The following is an 18,684-nucleotide window of genomic DNA, read 5'->3' as shown; positions in this document are numbered from 1 at the left end:
CGGAGGCTGCGATCTTTTGATCTTGAAATCAAAAGATCGCAGCCTCCGGCAGCTCCTACAGGGGATCGGGGGTTAGAGCAGATTGTGATCGGCCACAGGCTCGATCTGCGCCCAGTGCGAAGTGTCTTCACGGTGCTCGCGCAAGTACGGCAACACCGCCCCCAGCAACGGCGCCTTGAACGCCTCCTGGAAACGATGGGCCAGGCCCGGAATCAAGACCAACTGGCTGCCACGCAGATGCGCCGCCAGATGCACCCCATGCATCACCGGCAGCAAGGGGTCGGCCGTGCCATGCACCACCAGCGCCGGCACCCGCAACTGGTTGAGCAGCGCGACCCGGCTCGGCTCGGCGAGAATGGCCATGATCTGGCGTTTCACACCCTCGGGATTGAACGCCCGGTCATAGGACTGCGCCGCCTGATGCAACAGAACCTGACGATCATCGCTCACCATCGGGCTGCCCAGCGCCGCCAGCAAGTCGGCCTGTTGTTCCAGGGCCACCTCGCGGTTCGGTGCGCCACGTCGCGCCAGTAATTGCACCAGCGCCGCACTAGGCGCGGGCAAGCCTTCGGCCCCGGAGCTGGTCATGATCAGGGTCAGGCTCTCGACCCGCTGCGGTGCCATGGCCGCCATGTGCTGGGCGATCATCCCGCCCATGCTGGCGCCCAACACGTGGAATTGATCGATGTGCAAGGCATCCATCAAGCCCAGGCCATCGTCTGCCATGTCGGTCAGCGAGTACGGCGACGACACCGGCAAGCCGAGTTTGTAGCGCAGCACTTCGAACGTCAGGTTGGCTTCGGCCGGTGCTTGCCGCCAGGTCGACAGGCCGACATCGCGATTGTCATAGCGGATCACCCGAAAGCCCTGCTGACACAGGGCGACCACCACCTCGTCCGGCCAGTGGATCAACTGCCCGCCCAGGCCCATCACCAGCAGCAAGGCCGGATCCGACGCACGACCGATGCTCTGGTACGCCAGGCTTACCTGGGCCAGATCCACCCGTTCGGTCGCAACATTGACGTCACAACGCGAGGCCGCCAAAGACGGCAGGCCGAACAACAATGCGGCCAGAAATATGATTCGTGAAAAGAATGCAGCACCCATGGAAAAACACCAAAACGCAGAACCCCAGTAGAGCGCGAGTCTGATGAAGTTTGTTCAAGCGCGCTGCCACAGTTCCATGACAGTTTGATGAACAGCGCCGGGCGGTCATCCGGCGTCACACCCGGTTTCGCGATAACTATGTACCACCCGACCTCCTGCCGACTGCCGCCTAATGCCCGTACCGCCGGCACGGTTCGGCTTTCTGGAGACTCATCGTCATGGTTGACGAAACCACCCCCCTTACGGCCGATTTCGGCCTCATCTACCCATTGCCCGCCAACCCGGACCAGGGCCTGAGCCTGAGCGCCTTGGCACGCTGGGAAGAATGCCGCGAGCAGTGGCTCAGCCTCATGGCGAAAAGCTCGCAAGCCCAGCTCGACACCGCTTGGTGGAGCGCACGTGCACTCGGCACCGATCGCTCGCGTCGGGAACAAGCCATCCGCTTGTATCGCCAGCATTTCGAGGTGTCGAGCCAATGGGCGTTTGCCCAAGGCATCCTCGATGACGGGCAGATCAAAACCTTACTGGCGCTCATCGACCCGCCAGCGCCAACACCAACGCCTGACCAGCACCCCGTGTACGTCGAACAGTTGAGTCTCATAGATGACAATGGCCTGTCTACCCCGCTGTCGGGCGCGCTGGTCATCACCCGGGATACCGATCAACCGGTCGCTCAGCTGTTGTATCTGCCTTCGCACTCATCCGTCTGGATGACCTTTCAAAGCCGGATTGAGCTGGAGCGCTGGTTGACCGAGCATCAACCACAGCGGTTCGACCAGCCCCGGCTGTCGATGGACAAGGGCAGCGTCGATTACACCGTCCTCGACAAGGCTGTGCTGCACACCGGCGCCGAAGCCCTGTTGTCGCGCTTGTCCGTCGCCCCCGCGGACCGGCCCGGCAATGCTGCCGTGCTGGCCGCGCCCCCCGACCTGCCACGGGTGGAGACTGACGACAACGCGGCCCTGTTCGGCCAGCTCAGCCCCGATATTCCCTTGGGCCTGCGTCACCGCGCGCTGGCACAACAACGGACGGCCCTGGAGAGTCTGCTCGGCGATGACTTTGCGGGGGATGCCAAGGATCCGCGCCTGCAACGCCTGCAACAGCAACTCGAGGCCCTCAGCGCTGCCGAGCAGGCCAGCAACGCCGCCGCGACGGCACTACTGAACGCCGCCGATGACCTCAAATGGCTGGAGCTGCGCCACCAGCCGGGCCCGCATTACGCGGCCCTGCTCCAGGCACGCCAAGACGGTTTGCGCGCCGAAGCCGAACTGCAATTGAGCCTGAATCAGATCAACAGTGAAGAGCATCAATGGCTCATCAGTGTGCTGGATGCCCCCGATCAGCCCCGCGCGGACGACCTGGTGGTCGCGCGGCTGGAACTGTCGGCAACCGACACCGAAGGCGACACCCGCCGCACGCAAACCGAGGAACTGGACGGCGTTCTGCTGTTTGCAAAACCCTCGGCGCTGCTGGCCCATTCGACCGACAGCCTGTTGCTGTACTGGCCCGGACGCTTCGGGGGACTGCAACGGTTTGCCTCTCGACAGCTGCTGGAACAGTCGCTGTTCAAACGCCCGGTCAACGACCCTGCCCTGGCAGTGCACGTTGTGCCGCTGAGCGGCTCGCCGTTTGAATACGCCCTGCAAATCCAGCTCCACAGCTGTGAACAACAAGCTGCCCGAATCATTGCAGCCAATCCTGTTCCGCTTCGTACCAGCCAGCGTGCGGCCGAACTGGAAAATCTGCGCGAACAGACCCTCGCCTGCCTGACCGTCCCCCAATCCGCCGCCCGGGACTGGGTTTACGCACGCCTCGTCGAGCAAAACCAGAGCAGTGCACTGGCCGCTCAATTGCCGTCGTGGCATCGCGAACTGCCCAGCGTGCAGCGTGACCGGCTCAAGACGCTGCTCAAATCCTGGATCGCCGCGATGCAGCGCTCCCACGCGTGGTTCGAACGCGAACTGCCGCCACGGGAAGCCTTCGCCATCAAGGCTATCGACGCCCGGTTGCGCCAGGACTTCGACCTCACTCAAGCGGTGCAGGTGCTACTCGATGTTCCCGATTCCACTCGATGGCAGAAAGTGGTGATTGAAGGCGCCGCTCCGGGCACCCCTCAGAAAAATGTGCTGTTCGCCAGCGAGCAGCGCAGCAAGCTGTCCCTGGGTGAGCTGGCGCTGGGCAACATCGATCAGGAAATGGGGTGGCGACTGTCGTTCATGCAGGTCGAGGTCAGCGGTGCCGACGTCACACAACAGCAGAAACTGAAAAGTGCCATCACAACGTCCTGGCTGAGCACGCTGGTCACCGAGCTGGATCTGGCCGGGCAATATGAAAGGCTGATCCGCGAGACGTTCCTCGGCACCTCGACGGCATCGACCTTCAGTAATGAACATCGGCGCGAATGCCTGAGTGAGCCGTGGCGCCTGATGCTTCGCCTGCAAGGCGAATTCGCCGAGTTGGCAAAGGACATCGATGCCAACGGCCGGCAAGTCCTGGAAATCGCCATCGACGCCAACAGCCGTGAAGCCTTTGCCAGCGACGGCAAGCGCATCGAGTTGCTGCCCGCGCACCTGACCGTGGGCGGCAAGGACACCCACGCCCAGGGACCGAGCACCTTGTCCGGCGTCACCTTTATCGTGGAGCAGGTCAGCGGCCTGACCCTGCTGTATCTGCCCGACAGCCCCGACGGCGTTTATCTGCGCCAGTTCGACAGCCTTGAACAGGCACGGATGCGCCTGTTCAACGATTGCCTGCGCAGCTCGATGGTCAACTATCTGGCCGACCGGGCCTTGACGGGCGATGTCGCCCACCACGTCAGCCGGATCAACCAGGCCCTATTGAAAAACTTCGACGGGCTGATCGGCGTCGGTACGCCCTGGCCAGCCAGCACTTCCCTGGCAGCGCACCTGCTGAATGTGCACATGGGCCGTTTGCTGGAAGCCCATCGGGCGACATCGCGCTCCAATGATGCGTTGTACCTGGAGCAGGTCGCCTTGAAGTCCGGCGCAATGTTCAACTACCTGAAAATGGCCGTGGGCATGCTGCCCTTCATCGGTACGAGCATCGCCCTGTACGACGCCTGGAACAGTGCCAACCTGGCGGTCGCGGCCTTCCTGCGTGGCGATGTCGGCCATGGCCTGGCCGAGGTGGAGGCGGTGCTGTTGTCGCTGATCGACGCGGCCATGGACATTCTCCCCGGCACCACTGCCAACCCCGGTGTCGCCCGCGTCGCCACGCGCAGTCGTCAGTGGCGGGCGCTGGGCAAAAGTCCGCGGGCCTTGCAGGTATCGACGCAACGCCAGGCACGGCGGTCGCTGGAACGCTTCAAGGGGTATGAATATGAAAAACCGATTTCCCTCGCGGGCCTGCAACCGGGCAGCGAAGGCATTTATCGCAACGTGTATCGCCATGCCGACGGCGACTTCATGCTCAGCCAGGGACGAATCTATCGCATCGAGCTGGAAGGCGAACCACCCCGCTGGCGTTTGAGTGGCACCAGCAGCCGGACCTACAAACAGCCAGTCGCCCTCGATGAGTCAGGCCACTGGAACACCCACTACGCGGTGTACGGCACCGTGATCGAAGGCGGCGGCGTGGGCGGTGGCGCGGTGCTTGGGCACATGGCCGACGGGCTTGATCCACTCTGGCCGGCCGCCATTCGCCGCTGGCTGCCGCGCTGGTGGACGGACCGCGCCTTGCGCCGGCAATTGACCCTGACCCAGACCGCCGACGCCTACACGCGACGGCTCGATACCCAGACCCGCAGCACCAACGTCACGCTGGAGCACTACTTCACCCTCGAACCCGGACAGCGCCCAGCCCTTCGCACCCGTGCCGATGTCGCCTGCGCGAACGATATCGCCCTTGCCCAGGCGCAATACCTGAATCTCGATGAGCTGATGCTGTACAGCCATGGCCGCAAACGCGTGCAGATCGAAGACATCCAAAGCCGCTGCGCCTGGATCATCGTCGACCGTTCGGTGCGGCGGATCGGCCTGGCCAAGGAACGGCTGGTGGAGCACCTCGACCGTATCGATCAGTTGATCGCCCGGTCAGATGCCACACCGCTCACCGATACCACCGCGCACTTGCAGCTCATGGCACAACGCAAGGAGGTCCGCAAAGACCTTCTCAAAGACTTCGATCAGCTCCATACGACAGTCGAGGAAGCCAATCGCTGGAACCGCCGGATCACTAACCGGGCGCAAAAAGCGGAGATGGCGCAGAGCATGACGACCGTGAATGAGAAATTCAGCGACGCCAATCACTTCTACCTGAAAACCGCGCACACCCTGGAAGTCGTCACCCGTTATGACGCGGTGACCGACCTGTCCTGGACGTACTTCCACGTGCAGTTGAAAGCAGCCCGCAACAAGGTCGGCCGCGCGCTGCTGACGCAACATCAGCTGCCCCAGGTGAGCGCCAGCGTCAGCCAGCGCAGCAAAGTCCTCGAAGACTGCCTGACCACGTATACCGAGTTCCGCCGTCAGCTGGGCGCCTGGACACTCGGCTATCCGCAGCATCTGGACCTGGACCAAGTCACCGCGTTTCTGGACAACCTGGACAAGGTTGAAGATTTTGCACGCCAAGCCATCAAGACGCGACCTTCGGTGGTGCCCAAAGAAGGCCGACCCGGACAGCAACTGTTCGAGACCGAAGACAACCAGTTGCTGATCGGTATCGCCAGCACCGACGCCGTCACCCGGCAAAAACGCTTCACCATCGAAGGGGTCGATGGCCACACGGAAACCTGGCTGCCGCGCTCAAGCGGCAAATATCACCTCAGCGAGCCAACGAGTTCCGTGCAGCCGGAACTGCCGACCGATGTCGGGCAGCTGCTGACAGAAGCCAGGAACAGGCTAGAGGCGGCAGACGCCTACACCCGCAAAGTCGAAGGCTATGCGCGGCAGGACATGCGACCGGTCGACCTTGAGCACATGATGAGCAGCGAGGCCACGGAGTTGACCATGCGTGCCCGGGCCATCGAACGCTTGTCCCCCACCGATGCCGTAGCGCTGCAACTGCGCAATCGGGCGGATGAAATGTTGCGAACGGGGCGTACCTTGCGCATCAATCAAAGCATGAACAGCAAAACCCCGACCGAAGGTTATCTGGACTATCTGCGCGAACAACAAGTGGTGGACATCCGCAAGGAGGGTAGCTTGCGCGACCTGGGCAAACGCGCCGACGGACGACGGGATTTCCTGCAGGAGTACGAAGTGCGCGACCTGCGCAGCGAACCGGCGCAAACCCTGTGGTACGCCCACTTCCACTACACCTCGGCCAAGCCGGCATTCGGTGACTTCGTCAAAGGTCATCTGAAACTGCCGGAACAACGCAACCTCGGCCTGAAATGGCAGCAGGACGTGGCCGCCAGTGGTGGTACGGTCGAGGCGATCTGGCGCGGCGACATCGGCAAACCGCTGGGCAACAAACACTTTTCCACGCTGTAAAATGACAACGACGGGGCACGCAATGTGCCTCGTCGTGGACAGCGCCTTCAACATGAGACAAACTCAACCTTTTCGATTTCTCTACAAATTTTACTCATGGAGTCACCGGTGCTTGAAATCCGTCACCTCAAGACCCTGCACGCCTTGCGCGAAGCCGACAGCCTGGTGGATGCGGCCGATCGCCTGCACCTGACCCAGTCGGCCCTGTCTCATCAGTTCAAGGAGCTGGAAGAGCGCATGGGCATGCCGTTGTTCGTGCGCAAGACCAAACCGGTGCGCTTCACCAGCGCCGGTTTGCGCCTGTTGCAATTGGCCGACGCCACCTTGCCATTGCTGCGCGCTGCCGAACGCGACATCAGCCGCCTGGCCGGGGGCACCGCCGGTCGTCTGCACATGGCCATCGAATGCCACAGTTGCTTCCAGTGGCTGATGCCGACCATCGACCAGTTCCGCGATGCCTGGCCGGAAGTCGAGCTGGACCTGGCCTCGGGCTTCTCCTTCGCCCCGCTGCCGGCCCTGGCCCGTGGCGACCTGGACCTGGTGGTGACCTCCGACCCGCTGGATCTGGCCGGGATCACCTATGTGCCGCTGTTCACTTATGAAGCGATGCTCGCGGTGGCCAACCAGCACCGCCTGGCCGGCAAGGCCTATATCGTCCCCGAAGACTTGCTCCCGGAAACCCTGATCACCTACCCGGTGGAACGGGACCGGCTGGACATCTTCACCCGCTTCCTCGAACCCGCCGACATCGAACCGGCCCAGGTCCGCACCTCGGAACTGACGGTGATGATGATGCAGCTGGTGGCCAGCGGTCGTGGCGTGTGCGGCATGCCCCATTGGGCGCTGCATGAATACAGTGCACGGGGTTATGTGAAAGGCAAGCGGCTGGGTGAGAAGGGGTTGTTCGCCACGCTGTATGCGGCGATCCGCGCCGACATGCTCGATGCACCGTACATGCGCGACTTCTTGCTGACGGCCAAGGACACGTCGTTTTCTACATTGGATGGTGTGAGTGCCGTACGCTGAAACCATCAGACGATGCAGTCTTTGTGGCGAGGGGGCTTGTCGGAATGCCGCACCACCCCGTTCGGCTGCGCAGCAGTCGTAAAACCTGTGCTTACGGAGTCACTAATGGAATGCAGGGGAGCGCTTCGCACTCCAACGGGGGCAAGCCCCCTCGCCACAACAGCTCGCTCCCACAGGGGATCTGCGGTGGCTTCAGAGCTCGCGCCACATGTGGATCTTGTCGAAATAGTCTTCCCCCACCCGCACGGCCATCGGTTCCAGGCCGAACTGGACGAAACCGCAGCGCCGGTAGAGGTTGAACGCAGCATCGTTGCCCGCGGTGACGGTCAACTGGATCAGGCGCAAACCCGCATGGTGCTGCGCCTCGGTCAGTGCCGCCTGAACCAGTTGATAGCCGAGCCCGCGCTGGCGGACACCAGCGGTCACGTACATGCCAAACAGCGTCACCTTGTGCCGGGCCTTTTCCCGAGGCTCGAAGGCGAGGCCGACAATGCCGGCCAACCGGCCGTCCTCGAACGCCCCGAGCACCACGTCCAGCTTGCTCGTCAGGCGCGATTCCCACCAGCCCAGCGGCATCGCCGCCCGTTCACGCACACTCGAGGTAAAGGCCTGCGGGTGCAGATCGTAGGCTTCGAGCATCAGAGCCCGATAGTCCAGGGCATGGCTGGCATCCAGTCGCTCGATCCACATGCTCAGGCCATCCGTTTTTGCTCAAGCATCAGCCGCAGCGCCAGTGCCGACAATACGAAACCCATGAAATAGCGCTGCATCGCCAGCCAGGTCGGATTGTTGACGAACCACGAGGCGATACCCGCGGCAAACATGGCGATCAGCAGGTTGACGCAGAAACTGACGCTGATCTGGGTCAGGCCGAGGACGATGCTCTGGCTGAACACCGAACCGTGCTCCGGCGTGATGAACTGCGGAAACACCGACAGATAGAACACCGCGATTTTCGGGTTCAGGGCACTGGTCAGAAAGCCCATGGTGATCAGCTTGCGCGACGAATCCGGGGGCAACTGCTGGGCCTCGAACGGCGAGCGTGCACCGGGTTTGACCGCCTGCCAGGCCAGCCACAACAGGTACAGGGCACCGGCCCACTTCAACACCTCATAGGCCATCGGCACCGCCAGGAACACCGCGGTCAAACCGGCGGCCGCAGCAAACAGGTGCACGAAAAAACCCGCGACCACGCCGAGCAAGGAGATCACCCCAGCCTTGCGCCCCTGGCAGATCGAACGGGAGATCAGGTAGATCATGTTCGGCCCCGGCGTCAGTACCATCAGCAACGCGGCAGCGGCAAAAATCAGCAGGTCTTGAAGCGGGATCATGGGCGAGGTCCTTTGCGTGATGATCAGGCGATCGCAGTCAGCGATGCTCGATAAAACGGCAGGATCAGGTCCCTTGTCAATGGCGCCAGACAGACACCGCCGTCGGTCACCGGGTCAATCCAGATCACCTCTTCGATCTCCGCCGCCGGGGTGACGTCTGAATCAATCTTCAGCTGAAACAGCTCGGCGTGTACGACAAAACCCGGCTCATTGGCCGCCGGTGCCGAAAAGTGACCGAGGTAAACGGCCTGCGCCGGGTCGATGTCCAGACCCAGCTCCTCTTCCAGCTCCCGGGCCAGCGCATGAACCGGCAGCTCGTGAGGCTCAATCTTGCCGCCCGGCTGCATGAACGCCGTGGTACCGCGCTTGCGCACCAGCAGCGTGCGGCCGTCAGGGCCGATCAGCAGGGCTGCGGCGATGCAGATGGTCCCGGAGGCAGGCATGGAAAACGTCGACATAAACAGAAGGCCTTTGACTCAAAAACGCCAAGGATCACATGTCCGCCAGCCGAGATCAAAAGCCACCTGTAGGAGCTGCCGAAGGCTGCGATCTCTTGATCTTCAGCCCTTGGGAATCATCAGCTCGCGCAATCCGCAAGCATGCTCAATCACCTCCCCCGGCAACCTCAGCCGCTGATCATCCAGGTACCGATAATCCTGACGCGCCGCCGTCAACTGCTTCAGGTCCAGCTCAACGGCAAACTGCCCCTCTTCGCGTCCGGCCTCGAACAGCAGCGTGCCCAGCGGATCAACCAGCGCACTGCCGCCGGCAAACAACAAACCGCCATCCCCCTCTTCCACCCGGTTGACCATCAGTGCAAACGCCTGGTTTTCCTGGGCGCGGGCCATGATGGCGGTGCGGTGGGTCGGGCCGTAGGGGTCCATGTTGCCGTTGGTGACGATCAACAGCTCGGCGCCCAGTTGCGCCAGGGCGCGGGCGCTTTCGGGGAATTCGATGTCGTAGCAAATCAGCAGGCCCACGCGCACGCCGTTCCACAGGCAAGTGGCGTAGCGATCACCCGCCTCGTACACACCGCGATCCGAGGCCCACAGGTGGGTCTTGCGGTACTTCAGCGCGATGCCTTCAGGGGTGATCAACAGCGTTGTGTTATAGAAGCGACCGTCGTCGTTCTCGGCCATGCCGATGGCCACGGCGATATTGTGCTCGCGGGCAGCGACGATTAACGCGCTGACGGACGGACCGTCCAGCGGTTCGGCGACATCGGCCACGGACTCCGCCGAAGGGAAGCCCATCAAGTGACCTTCAGGGAACATGATCAGCTGCGTGTCGGCTGCGCACGCGGCGATGGCCGCCAGGGTGCGTTCGAGGTTGTAGGCCGTGTCGTTGTCACGGCCTGCCAATTGGGCGAGTTCGACCTTCATGGGTATTCCTTGTCAGGGGCCGGGCGGCAGAAAGATTGCCCGGTCGTTGTCTGTGCGCCAGTATGCGCAGCAAGCAACCGGGCGGGGAATTACGCCGCCGGGGTAACACGATAGGGGTAGATGCATGACACTCTCGTTGGACGACATCGCCTGGCACCGCTCGGTGGGGCAACTGATCGACGCCCTGGACAAGCCCAACTTCTGGACCCAGCTGGTGCGTTTGCTGGATCAGTACGTGCCCTTCGACAGTTGGGTGGCCCTGCTTTTCAGCGCCGATCAGCGCCCGCTGGTGTTCGCCGAATGCCCTGGCGAGGACGGCAGCCCCGACCAGTTGTTCCAGGATTACCTGCGCGGCCTGTACCTGCTCGACCCCTTCTACATCGCCTGCCGCGAGCAGTCGCGCACCGGGCTGTATCGACTGTCGGAAGTGGCCCCGGAGCACTTCGAGCTGACCGAGTATTACCAGCGCTACTTTCGTCTGAATGTGGTGGCCGACGAAATCCAGTTCAATTGTCAGCTCGAAGGCGACCGCACGCTGTGCCTGTCCCTGGGCAGCACACAGCGCTTCAGCGGTCAGCAGATCGCCTTGTTGTCGCTGATCCAGCCATGGGTGCTCGGCCTGTTGCGCCAGCGCCTACCCTATGAAATCAACGAAGCGGTGGCCCTCGCTCCCGCACCGCCACAAGCCGACTGGCGGGTGCAACTGGAGGCTTCGGTGCAGCAGCTCAAGGGCGCACAGTTGACGGCACGGGAGCTGGATGTCGGGCGTTTGATGCTCAGCGGTTGCTCCAGTAAAGAAATCGCCCGTAAGCTGGAAATCTCTGTCGAAACCGTGAAAGTCCACAAGAAACACATGTACAGCAAGCTGGGGATCAAGTCCCAGTCCGAGCTGTTTTCGATTTTTCTCCAGGCACAAAATGCCTGAAAAGATCGCAGCCTTCGGCAGCTCCTACATGGATCGCATTCCCCTGTAGGAGCTGCCGAAGGCTGCGATCTTTAAAACTCAAGGAAACCGTATGAGCCTGTCACTCCTGAGCCGCTACGCCTTCTTTGCCGTCTGCGTAATCTTCACCCTCGCCAGCCTGCCCTTTCTTGACTATGACTGGCTCTGGCCGATCACCGTCGTCACCGGTGTCCTCAGCCTGATCGGCCTGTTCGATCTGCTGCAGAGCCCCCACGCGGTACGGCGCAACTACCCGATCCTGGGCAATATCCGCTACCTGGTTGAAGGCATTCGCCCGGAAATCCGCCAGTACCTGCTCGAATCCGACAGCGAAGCCCTGCCCTTCTCCCGGGCCCAGCGCTCGCTGGTTTATTCCCGGGCCAAGAACGAAACCGCCGACAAACCCTTCGGCACCCTGATCGACGTGTATCAGTCGGGTTTCGAGTTCATCGGCCACTCCATGCGCCCGGCGCCGTTGAGCGACCCGAGCAGTTTCCGCGTCACCGTCGGCGGCCCGCAGTGCACCCAGCCGTATTCGGCCTCGGTGTTCAACATTTCAGCCATGAGTTTCGGTTCCCTCAGCGCCAACGCCATCCGCGCGTTGAACCAGGGCGCCAGGCTGGGCAATTTCGCCCATGACACCGGCGAAGGCAGCATCAGCCCCTATCACCGGGAACACGGCGGTGACCTGACCTGGGAACTGGGCAGCGGTTACTTCGGCTGCCGCACCAGCGACGGTCGTTTCGACCCGGAACGCTTCGCCGCGCAAGCCCGCACGCCACAGGTGCGGATGATCGAAATCAAGATGAGCCAGGGTGCCAAACCCGGCCACGGCGGCATCCTGCCCAAGCACAAGGTCACCAAAGAAATCGCCGAAACCCGCGGCATCCTGATGGGCGAGGACTGCGTGTCACCCTCGCGCCACACGGCGTTTTCGACGCCGATCGAAATGATGCATTTCATCGCACAACTGCGGGAGTTGTCCGGCGGTAAACCGGTGGGCTTCAAGTTCTGCCTCGGCCATCCGTGGGAGTTCATGGGGATTGCCAAGGCCATGCTGGAGACGGGCATCCTCCCGGACTTCATCGTGGTCGACGGCAAGGAAGGCGGCACCGGCGCCGCGCCCGTGGAGTTCACCGACCACATCGGCGTGCCGATGCGCGAGGGCCTGCTGTTCGTGCACAACACCCTGGTGGGCCTGAACCTGCGGGACAAGATCAAACTCGGCGCCAGCGGCAAGATCGTCAGCGCCTTCGATATCGCCAGCGTGCTGGCCATCGGTGCCGACTGGGCCAACTCGGCGCGCGGCTTCATGTTCGCCATCGGTTGCATCCAGTCGCAGAGCTGCCACACCAACAAATGCCCGACCGGCGTCGCCACCCAGGACACCCTGCGCCAGCGCGCGCTGGTGGTGCCGGACAAGGCCCAGCGCGTATTCAACTTCCACCGCAACACCCTCAAGGCCCTGGCGGAAATGCTCGCCGCCGCCGGCCTCGAACATCCGTCGCAGTTGTCGGCCAAGCATCTGGTGCGACGCATGTCGGCGACCGAGATCAAGCTGTTCTCGCAGCTGCACGTGTTCCTCAAGCCGGGGGAATTGCTGACTGGCGAAGTGAACGGCGAGTTCTACTCGCGGATGTGGCAGATGGCCCGGGCCGACAGTTTCGAGCCCAACGAGGTAGCTGCCGCCTGACCCAGCCCCATCCTGTAGGAGTTGCCGCAGGCTGGGATCTTTTGATCTTCACCCGTCACCAACGCAACGATTTGCTCCGGGCCGGCTCCTTCATCACGATAAAACCGTAATCACCGATCAGGTAAATCCGGTAGAACTGGCTGTCCACCAGCGCCGGATAGCCCTGATAGCCAACCCGCGTCGCATTGCGCCGCTCGCGCTCCGCCACCACATTGGTGATGCCCGCTTTCGGCAGGTTCTCGGCCAGCATGTAAAAATCGGTATTGAGCAGGTAGTGCAGCACCGGCATCTGCTTGAACGAGCCTGCCGCCGCCACCAACCAATAGTCGGAGTAAGTCACCGAGAGGTAGATCCGCCTGGCCTCGCGCAGCGACTGATGGCTGGCGATGTCGTACGCAAGGCTGGCCAGTGCCGTGGACGCAAAGGTTTTCTGCACCGTCAGCACCCGGCCATAGGCGAACGACAGCGACAGCATGGCCAGCAGCGGAATGATCAACAACAATGGCAGTCGCTCATGAATCGACGCCAGCGCCAGATGGCTCAAATAGCACAGCAACACCAGCAGCACGGCGAAGCCCATCAAGGTGCGGGCGCCCTCGTTGAAGTCGCGGAAAAACAGCGCGACACCGGACACCAGCAGTGTCACCACCGGCACTGTCAGCAAGCACATCAAACCGATCAACAGCTTCTTCGGCCCGTCGTCCTGACGCGCCGCTACGTTCAATCCCAGCCGCACCGCCCCGGCTATCGCGAGCAACAGCAACCCGCCGAACACCCAGAGCCATCCGCCATGGAAAAGCAGCACGACTTTCTCCAGGACCCGGTCAATGTTGATCTGGATCTGCAATAAAGGATGCGCCGTCCAGTCAAGCAGCAACGTGCGATTGGAGTCCATGAACAGATAAGCGCTGACGCTGTAGATCAACCCGCCGAGGATGACCTGGGCGGCTTTCCAGCCCAGCAGGTCGCGCCATGGCACCGGGGCGGTTCTTTCGTTAGCCGCCCTGAGCAATTCCAGGCAACACAGGCCCAGGAACACATTCAGGCTGATCTGGTACAACCCCAGCGCCAGTGCAATCAGGAACGAGGGCACCAGCCATTGCACGCTGCGCCACGGGTGACGAAAGGTGATGGCGTAGATCACCGCCACCAGGCTCAGGGTCGTGGTGGGACCGTCGTATTGATAGGACAGGTTCTGCAGGAAGAACGGGTTGTACCAGAGCGGCAACAGCACCAGGCAACAAGCAATGGTCGGCTGGCGAAAATAATGGAAAGTCAGGCTGGTCAGCGCGGCCGCCATGGCCAGTGTGGCGACCAGCAAGGGCAAAGGAAAAATGTTCGGCGCGGCATGGCTGAAGGTCAGCGCGTTGTAAAACAGTTGGGCGAAGAGTCGGCCCTGTTCGGACCAGGCCATGCCCGCCGCCAGCGAGCGCCAGTTGTCGTCGATGTAGGGATAGTCCGCGAGGATCAAGGGCAGGACATACACCAGGGTGGCGAGCAGAAAAAACCGCCAGACCTGATGCCGGCTGAGCTCGCGAACGAAAAAGTCGCTGAACCGGCCCATGCTAGTGCCCGCCCCGGTCTTTGCCGCCGACGATGTCCTTGATCACATAACGCGGTCGGTGCTTGGCCTCGATATAGATGCGACCGATGTACTCGCCGAGGATGCCGATGCCGATCAGTTGCACGCCACCGAGAAACAGGATCGCGGTCATCAACGACGGATACCCGGGGACGTTGTTGCCGAAGAAAATCTTGTCCAGCACCATGTACACCGCGTAAAACACCGCGAAAACCGACACCGCGCCACCAACGTAAGTCCACAAGCGCAGCGGCACGGTGCTGAACGAGGTCACGCCTTCCAGGGCCAGGTTCCACAGCTTCCAGCCATTGAACTTGCTGCTCCCCGCCACCCGCCCGGCCCGCTCGTACTCCACCATCACGGTGTTGAACCCGGCCCACGACAACACGCCTTTCATGAACAACTGATGCTCGGGCAGGGAACGGATCACGTCGACCACCTTGCGATCCATCAGCCGGAAATCCCCGACGTTTTCCTCGATCCGGGTGTAGGCGATGCGATTGAGCACATGGTAGAAAATCGACGCGCTGTGGCGCCTGAGGTAGCCGTCGACGTCCCGATTGCGGCGCTTGGCGAGCACCACATCGGCGCCCTTCTGCCATTGCTCGACCAACAGCGGGATGACGCTGATCGGGTCCTGCAGGTCGACATCCATGGGAATCACGGCATCGCCGCTGGCGTGCTCCAGGCCGGCAAACAGGGCCGGTTCCTTGCCGAAGTTGCGCGAGAAATTGATCAGCAGCACCTGCTCATCCGCCTCGGCCAGTGCCGTAGCCTGTTCGGCCGTGCGGTCGGAGCTGCCGTCGTTGATGAAGACGATTTCGACCTCGATGTCGCCCAGTTTCAACTCGTGGCGCACCGCCTGGTAAAACAGGTTGATCGACTGCTCCTCGTTGAACACCGGGACGATGAGCGAGATTTTCATTGATCACGCTCGCGAAACACCACGTACTTGGAATACAGGAAGCCAAACACCAGGCTCAACGCGGAAAACAACACGACGGTGAGCAGGCCATGCAGGCGCCACACATCACCCAGGTGGCCGACGCCCAGGCTCAGTGTCCCCATGCCGAGAAGAAACAGCAGATAACCGCCGATCGTGGCACTGGCGGCGAAGGTAAATTGCGCATTCATGTAGAAGGAAAACGACGCGGCCACACAGAAGGCTGCCAGGTTGCTGAGTGCCTGGCTGAGGCCGGTCGCCACGCTCAACAGGAAAAAGACCTGCCAGTGAATCAGGGTGTTGGCGACCCCGATCACCGTGTAGCTGGACAGCCCTTTCCACAACAGTCTCATTGGAGGCTCCCGTTTCAAGAACGTTGCACTTATGAGTATTTGAGCCTGTCTGCTGTCAGAAATCGCAGATTGACCGACCTTTCAGACCAGCGGTTGAGCCTTGGAGCAACGCCCGAGACATCCGGTAATATCCCGGTTTTGCAATTCACTGCGAATCACGCCACCCTGCGCGCCGCCGACTTGGCGCGCGGCCCTATGCGCCCGCAGCCAATCCCATTTTCACTCGCTGATACGAGCCTGCTGTCATGACGTTAGCGCGCGATCACCGGATCGACTTTTTTCGTGGCCTGGCACTGATCTTCATCTTTTGGGATCACGTGCCCCACAACCCATTGGGGCAAATCACCCTGCGTAACTTCGGTTTCAGCGATGCGGCCGAGGTTTTCGTGTTTCTGGCCGGTTACGCCGCGGTGCTGGCGTACGGCAAAGTCCTGGCGCGCGAAGGCTTTCTGATCGCCTGCGTGAAGATCCTGCGCCGGGCGTGGGTGCTCTATGTGGTGCATATCTTCCTGTTGGCGATGCTGATGGGCATTGTGTTTTTCGCCAACAGTCACGTGGAAACACGGGATCTGGTGGAGGAAATGGGCATGCATCATTTCATCAGCAACCCTCAGCAGGCCCTGATCGATGAACTGCTGTTGCGCTTCAAGCCCAACCTGATGGACCCGCTGCCGCTGTACATCGTGCTGCTGGCCGGGCTGCCCCTGGTGCTGCCGATACTGGTGCGCAAGGCCTGGGTGGTGGTCGCGATGTCAGTGGCGTTGTACCTGATGGTGCCACTGGCGGGCTGGAACCTGGCGGCCATCAAGGACGGCGTGTGGTACTTCAACCCGGTCGCCTGGCAGTTGCTGTTCGTGCTCGGTGGCGCCGCGGCGATTCACAGCCAGCGCCCGCGCTTGCCCGAGACCCGCCCATTGGTACGCCAGCCTTTGTTTGTGAGTGCGGCGCTGTACGTCGTGGTCGCGGGGGTGTTGACCGTCCTGTGGCGTTGGCCGGACCTGCACGATGCCGTGGTGCCGGCGAGCCTGCAAAACGTCCTCTACCCCATTAGCAAGACCAACCTGTCCCCCGTGCGCCTGCTGCACTTCCTCGCACTGGCCTACGTCACGGCGAAACTGATTCCCGACAGCGGATGGACGCAAAACTGGCTGGCACAGCAAAGCTGCCGCATGGGCCGTTTCTCGCTGGAGATTTTCTGCCTGGGCGTGCTGCTGGCGCCGTTGGCGGACATGGTCAATGCCCTGACCGACGATGCGTTTGCCATGCAGATCTTCACGGCGCTGGTGGGAGCCGGGCTGATGGCGTTGCTGGCGATGTGGCTTGAGTTCAACAAGCGCTTGAACCAGACAATCAAAAGATCGCAGCCAGGCATGTCCTTGTAGGAGCTGCCGCAGGCTGCGATCTTTTGATCTTCAAAAAAAGCCCCGGCCAATGGACCGGGGCACATTCACGAAACCGAACGCACCGCCCCCTGCGACACATGGGTCGGTTGCAGCTTGAACACGTAGAACAACACCGTCAGCAGCACCAGGAACGCAGGCCCCACATACAACGCCACGCGGGTGTCCGGGAAGTACGCCATCAGGCCGACCACCAGCACCAGGAACGCCAGCGCCAGGTACGAACTGACCGGATACAGCCACATGCGATACTTCAGGCCGGCCGCTTCGCTGGCGCTCAGGCCTTTGCGGAACTTGAGCTGGGCCAGCAGGATCATCACCCAGGTCCAGATCGCGCCGAAGGTGGCAATGGCCGTCACCCAGACAAACACCTTTTCCGGCACCAGATAGTTCAGCAACACGCCCAACAGCAACGCGCCAATCGACAGCAGCAATGCACGACGCGGCACGCCGTTGTTCGAGGTCTTGGCAAAGCCGGCCGGGGCCTGGCCGTTCTGCGCCAGGCTGTAGAGCATGCGCCCGGTACTGAAGATGCCACCGTTGCAGGACGACAGCGCCGCCGTGATCACCACGAAGTTGATGATACCCGCCGCAGTCTTGATGCCCAGACGCTCGAAGGTCATCACAAACGGGCTGCCCTGGGTGCCGATTTCATTCCACGGGTAGATCGACAGGATCACGAACAACGCACCGACGTAGAACAGCAGAATCCGCCAGAACACCGAGCCGATCGCGTTCGGAATGGTCTTCTGCGGGTTCTTCGCCTCACCGGCGGTCAGGCCGATCATCTCCACGCCGAGGTAAGCGAACATCACCATTTGCAGGGACATCAACACGCCTTGCACGCCGTTGGGCATGAAGCCGCCGTGGGTCCACAGGTTGGAAATCCCCAGGGCCACGCCGTCATTGCCGAAACCGAAGGCGATGATGCCGATGCCGCCGAACACCATCGCAATGATGGTGACGATCTTGATCAAGGCAAACCAGAACTCGAACTCACCGAAAGCCTTGACCGCGATCAGGTTGATCGAGCCCATGCTGATCAACGCAGCGAGCGCCCAGATCCAGCGCGGTACATCGGGAAACCAGATGCCCATGTACACCGCCACGGCCGTGATTTCCGCGACACAGGTCACCAGCCACAGGAACCAGTAGTTCCAGCCGGTCAGGAAGCCCGCCAACGGGCCCAGGTAGTCTTGAGCGTAACGGCTGAACGAGCCGGCAACCGGGTTGTGCACGGCCATCTCGCCGAGGGCGCGCATGATCACCAGGATCGCCAGACCGCCGATGATGTAGGACAGCATGATGGCCGGGCCGGCCATTTCGATGGCCTTGGCCGAGCCCAGGAACAGGCCGACGCCGATACAGGCACCGAGTGCCATCAGGCGAATATGCCGCTCGCCAAGTTCACGTTTGAGCGGACCGCCCTGAGCGGTCTCGCCTTGGGGCAGGTGATTGCCTACGGGCATGG

The 18,684-nt window shown here is 61.9% G+C and carries 14 protein-coding genes; 5 read left to right on the top strand and 9 right to left on the bottom strand.

Translation table 11 applies throughout. The features are described from left to right. Positions 1–72 precede the first annotated feature (72 nt). A complete protein-coding gene (locus tag KW838_RS12180) occupies positions 73–1,107 on the bottom strand; it encodes an alpha/beta fold hydrolase (RefSeq protein WP_218501191.1) in 1,035 nt (344 codons plus the stop codon). A 218-nt stretch (positions 1,108–1,325) separates the two neighbouring features. Between KW838_RS12180 and KW838_RS12175 the strand changes: the two genes are divergently transcribed. Together KW838_RS12175 and metR are read left to right on the top strand one after the other, a co-directional pair. Further along, positions 1,326–6,560, top strand: coding sequence for a dermonecrotic toxin domain-containing protein (locus KW838_RS12175; protein WP_218501190.1), 5,235 nt, complete (start codon positions 1,326–1,328; stop codon positions 6,558–6,560). Positions 6,561–6,668: 108 nt separating this feature from the next. After that, positions 6,669–7,586: a transcriptional regulator MetR gene (gene metR / locus KW838_RS12170; protein ID WP_218501189.1), complete on the top strand. Its 918-nt coding sequence runs from the start codon at positions 6,669–6,671 to the stop codon at positions 7,584–7,586. Positions 7,587–7,778: 192 nt separating this feature from the next. On the opposite strand, the gene KW838_RS12165 is transcribed toward metR, so the two are convergent. The 4 genes from KW838_RS12165 to KW838_RS12150 all read right to left on the bottom strand — a co-directional run bounded on the left by KW838_RS12165 (position 7,779) and on the right by KW838_RS12150 (position 10,299). Further along, on the bottom strand, positions 7,779–8,276 hold the full coding sequence (locus KW838_RS12165) for a GNAT family N-acetyltransferase (protein ID WP_218501188.1): 498 nt from the start codon (positions 8,274–8,276) through the stop codon (positions 7,779–7,781). Between the two features lie 2 nt (positions 8,277–8,278). Next, positions 8,279–8,917: a LysE family translocator gene (locus tag KW838_RS12160; protein ID WP_218501187.1), complete on the bottom strand. Its 639-nt coding sequence runs from the start codon at positions 8,915–8,917 to the stop codon at positions 8,279–8,281. 23 nt (positions 8,918–8,940) lie between these two features. Then, entirely contained in the window at positions 8,941–9,375 is a 435-nt protein-coding gene (locus tag KW838_RS12155; protein ID WP_218501186.1) for an NUDIX domain-containing protein, read from the bottom strand. A 102-nt stretch (positions 9,376–9,477) separates the two neighbouring features. After that, entirely contained in the window at positions 9,478–10,299 is an 822-nt protein-coding gene (locus KW838_RS12150) for a carbon-nitrogen hydrolase family protein (RefSeq protein ID WP_218501185.1), read from the bottom strand. A gap of 124 nt (positions 10,300–10,423) precedes the next feature. On the opposite strand from KW838_RS12150, the gene KW838_RS12145 reads away from it, so the two are divergent. Both KW838_RS12145 and KW838_RS12140 read left to right on the top strand, forming a co-directional pair. Then, the gene (locus tag KW838_RS12145) at positions 10,424–11,224 is read left to right on the top strand and encodes a LuxR C-terminal-related transcriptional regulator (protein ID WP_102699068.1); all 801 of its coding nucleotides are present in this window, start codon (positions 10,424–10,426) and stop codon (positions 11,222–11,224) included. 91 nt (positions 11,225–11,315) lie between these two features. Beyond that, the gene (locus KW838_RS12140) at positions 11,316–12,935 is read left to right on the top strand and encodes an FMN-binding glutamate synthase family protein (protein WP_218501184.1); all 1,620 of its coding nucleotides are present in this window, start codon (positions 11,316–11,318) and stop codon (positions 12,933–12,935) included. Between the two features lie 55 nt (positions 12,936–12,990). Here the strand turns inward: KW838_RS12140 and KW838_RS12135 are convergent, their stop codons facing one another. Genes KW838_RS12135 through KW838_RS12125 form a run of 3 tightly spaced genes read right to left on the bottom strand, consistent with a single transcriptional unit; the run spans position 12,991 to position 15,813 of the window. Beyond that, positions 12,991–14,499: a glucosyltransferase domain-containing protein gene (locus KW838_RS12135; RefSeq protein ID WP_218501183.1), complete on the bottom strand. Its 1,509-nt coding sequence runs from the start codon at positions 14,497–14,499 to the stop codon at positions 12,991–12,993. Between the two features lies 1 nt (position 14,500). After that, positions 14,501–15,442, bottom strand: a complete 942-nt coding sequence (locus KW838_RS12130; protein WP_218501182.1) for a glycosyltransferase family 2 protein — start codon at positions 15,440–15,442, stop codon at positions 14,501–14,503. After that, a complete protein-coding gene (locus KW838_RS12125) occupies positions 15,439–15,813 on the bottom strand; it encodes a GtrA family protein (protein WP_218501181.1) in 375 nt (124 codons plus the stop codon). The genes KW838_RS12130 and KW838_RS12125 overlap by 4 nt, the downstream gene beginning before the upstream one ends. A gap of 245 nt (positions 15,814–16,058) precedes the next feature. Between KW838_RS12125 and KW838_RS12120 the strand changes: the two genes are divergently transcribed. Further along, positions 16,059–17,195: an OpgC family protein gene (locus KW838_RS12120; RefSeq protein WP_102699073.1), complete on the top strand. Its 1,137-nt coding sequence runs from the start codon at positions 16,059–16,061 to the stop codon at positions 17,193–17,195. A 65-nt stretch (positions 17,196–17,260) separates the two neighbouring features. Here KW838_RS12120 and KW838_RS12115 read toward each other — a convergent pair whose 3' ends face one another. Continuing rightward, on the bottom strand, positions 17,261–18,682 hold the full coding sequence (locus KW838_RS12115) for an amino acid permease (protein ID WP_102699074.1): 1,422 nt from the start codon (positions 18,680–18,682) through the stop codon (positions 17,261–17,263). Positions 18,683–18,684: the final 2 nt, after the last annotated feature.

Source organism: Pseudomonas sp. PDM27, from assembly GCF_019219205.1.
GTDB lineage: Bacteria > Pseudomonadota > Gammaproteobacteria > Pseudomonadales > Pseudomonadaceae > Aquipseudomonas > Aquipseudomonas laurylsulfatiphila.
This window is presented reverse-complemented; position numbering and strand designations above follow the sequence as displayed.

What these genes read in the sequence shown, in the direction of transcription:
- KW838_RS12135 (WP_218501183.1), bottom strand. Translation starts at nt 14,499, where the DNA reads ATGGGCCGGTTCAGCGACTTTTTCGTTCGCGAGCTCAGCCGGCATCAG.
- KW838_RS12140 (WP_218501184.1), top strand. Translation starts at nt 11,316, where the DNA reads ATGAGCCTGTCACTCCTGAGCCGCTACGCCTTCTTTGCCGTCTGCGTA.
- KW838_RS12145 (WP_102699068.1), top strand. Translation starts at nt 10,424, where the DNA reads ATGACACTCTCGTTGGACGACATCGCCTGGCACCGCTCGGTGGGGCAA.
- KW838_RS12150 (WP_218501185.1), bottom strand. Translation starts at nt 10,299, where the DNA reads ATGAAGGTCGAACTCGCCCAATTGGCAGGCCGTGACAACGACACGGCC.
- KW838_RS12180 (WP_218501191.1), bottom strand. Translation starts at nt 1,107, where the DNA reads ATGGGTGCTGCATTCTTTTCACGAATCATATTTCTGGCCGCATTGTTG.
- KW838_RS12175 (WP_218501190.1), top strand. Translation starts at nt 1,326, where the DNA reads ATGGTTGACGAAACCACCCCCCTTACGGCCGATTTCGGCCTCATCTAC.
- KW838_RS12160 (WP_218501187.1), bottom strand. Translation starts at nt 8,917, where the DNA reads ATGATCCCGCTTCAAGACCTGCTGATTTTTGCCGCTGCCGCGTTGCTG.
- KW838_RS12115 (WP_102699074.1), bottom strand. Translation starts at nt 18,682, where the DNA reads ATGCCCGTAGGCAATCACCTGCCCCAAGGCGAGACCGCTCAGGGCGGT.
- KW838_RS12165 (WP_218501188.1), bottom strand. Translation starts at nt 8,276, where the DNA reads ATGTGGATCGAGCGACTGGATGCCAGCCATGCCCTGGACTATCGGGCT.
- KW838_RS12155 (WP_218501186.1), bottom strand. Translation starts at nt 9,375, where the DNA reads ATGTCGACGTTTTCCATGCCTGCCTCCGGGACCATCTGCATCGCCGCA.
- KW838_RS12130 (WP_218501182.1), bottom strand. Translation starts at nt 15,442, where the DNA reads ATGAAAATCTCGCTCATCGTCCCGGTGTTCAACGAGGAGCAGTCGATC.
- KW838_RS12120 (WP_102699073.1), top strand. Translation starts at nt 16,059, where the DNA reads ATGACGTTAGCGCGCGATCACCGGATCGACTTTTTTCGTGGCCTGGCA.
- KW838_RS12125 (WP_218501181.1), bottom strand. Translation starts at nt 15,813, where the DNA reads ATGAGACTGTTGTGGAAAGGGCTGTCCAGCTACACGGTGATCGGGGTC.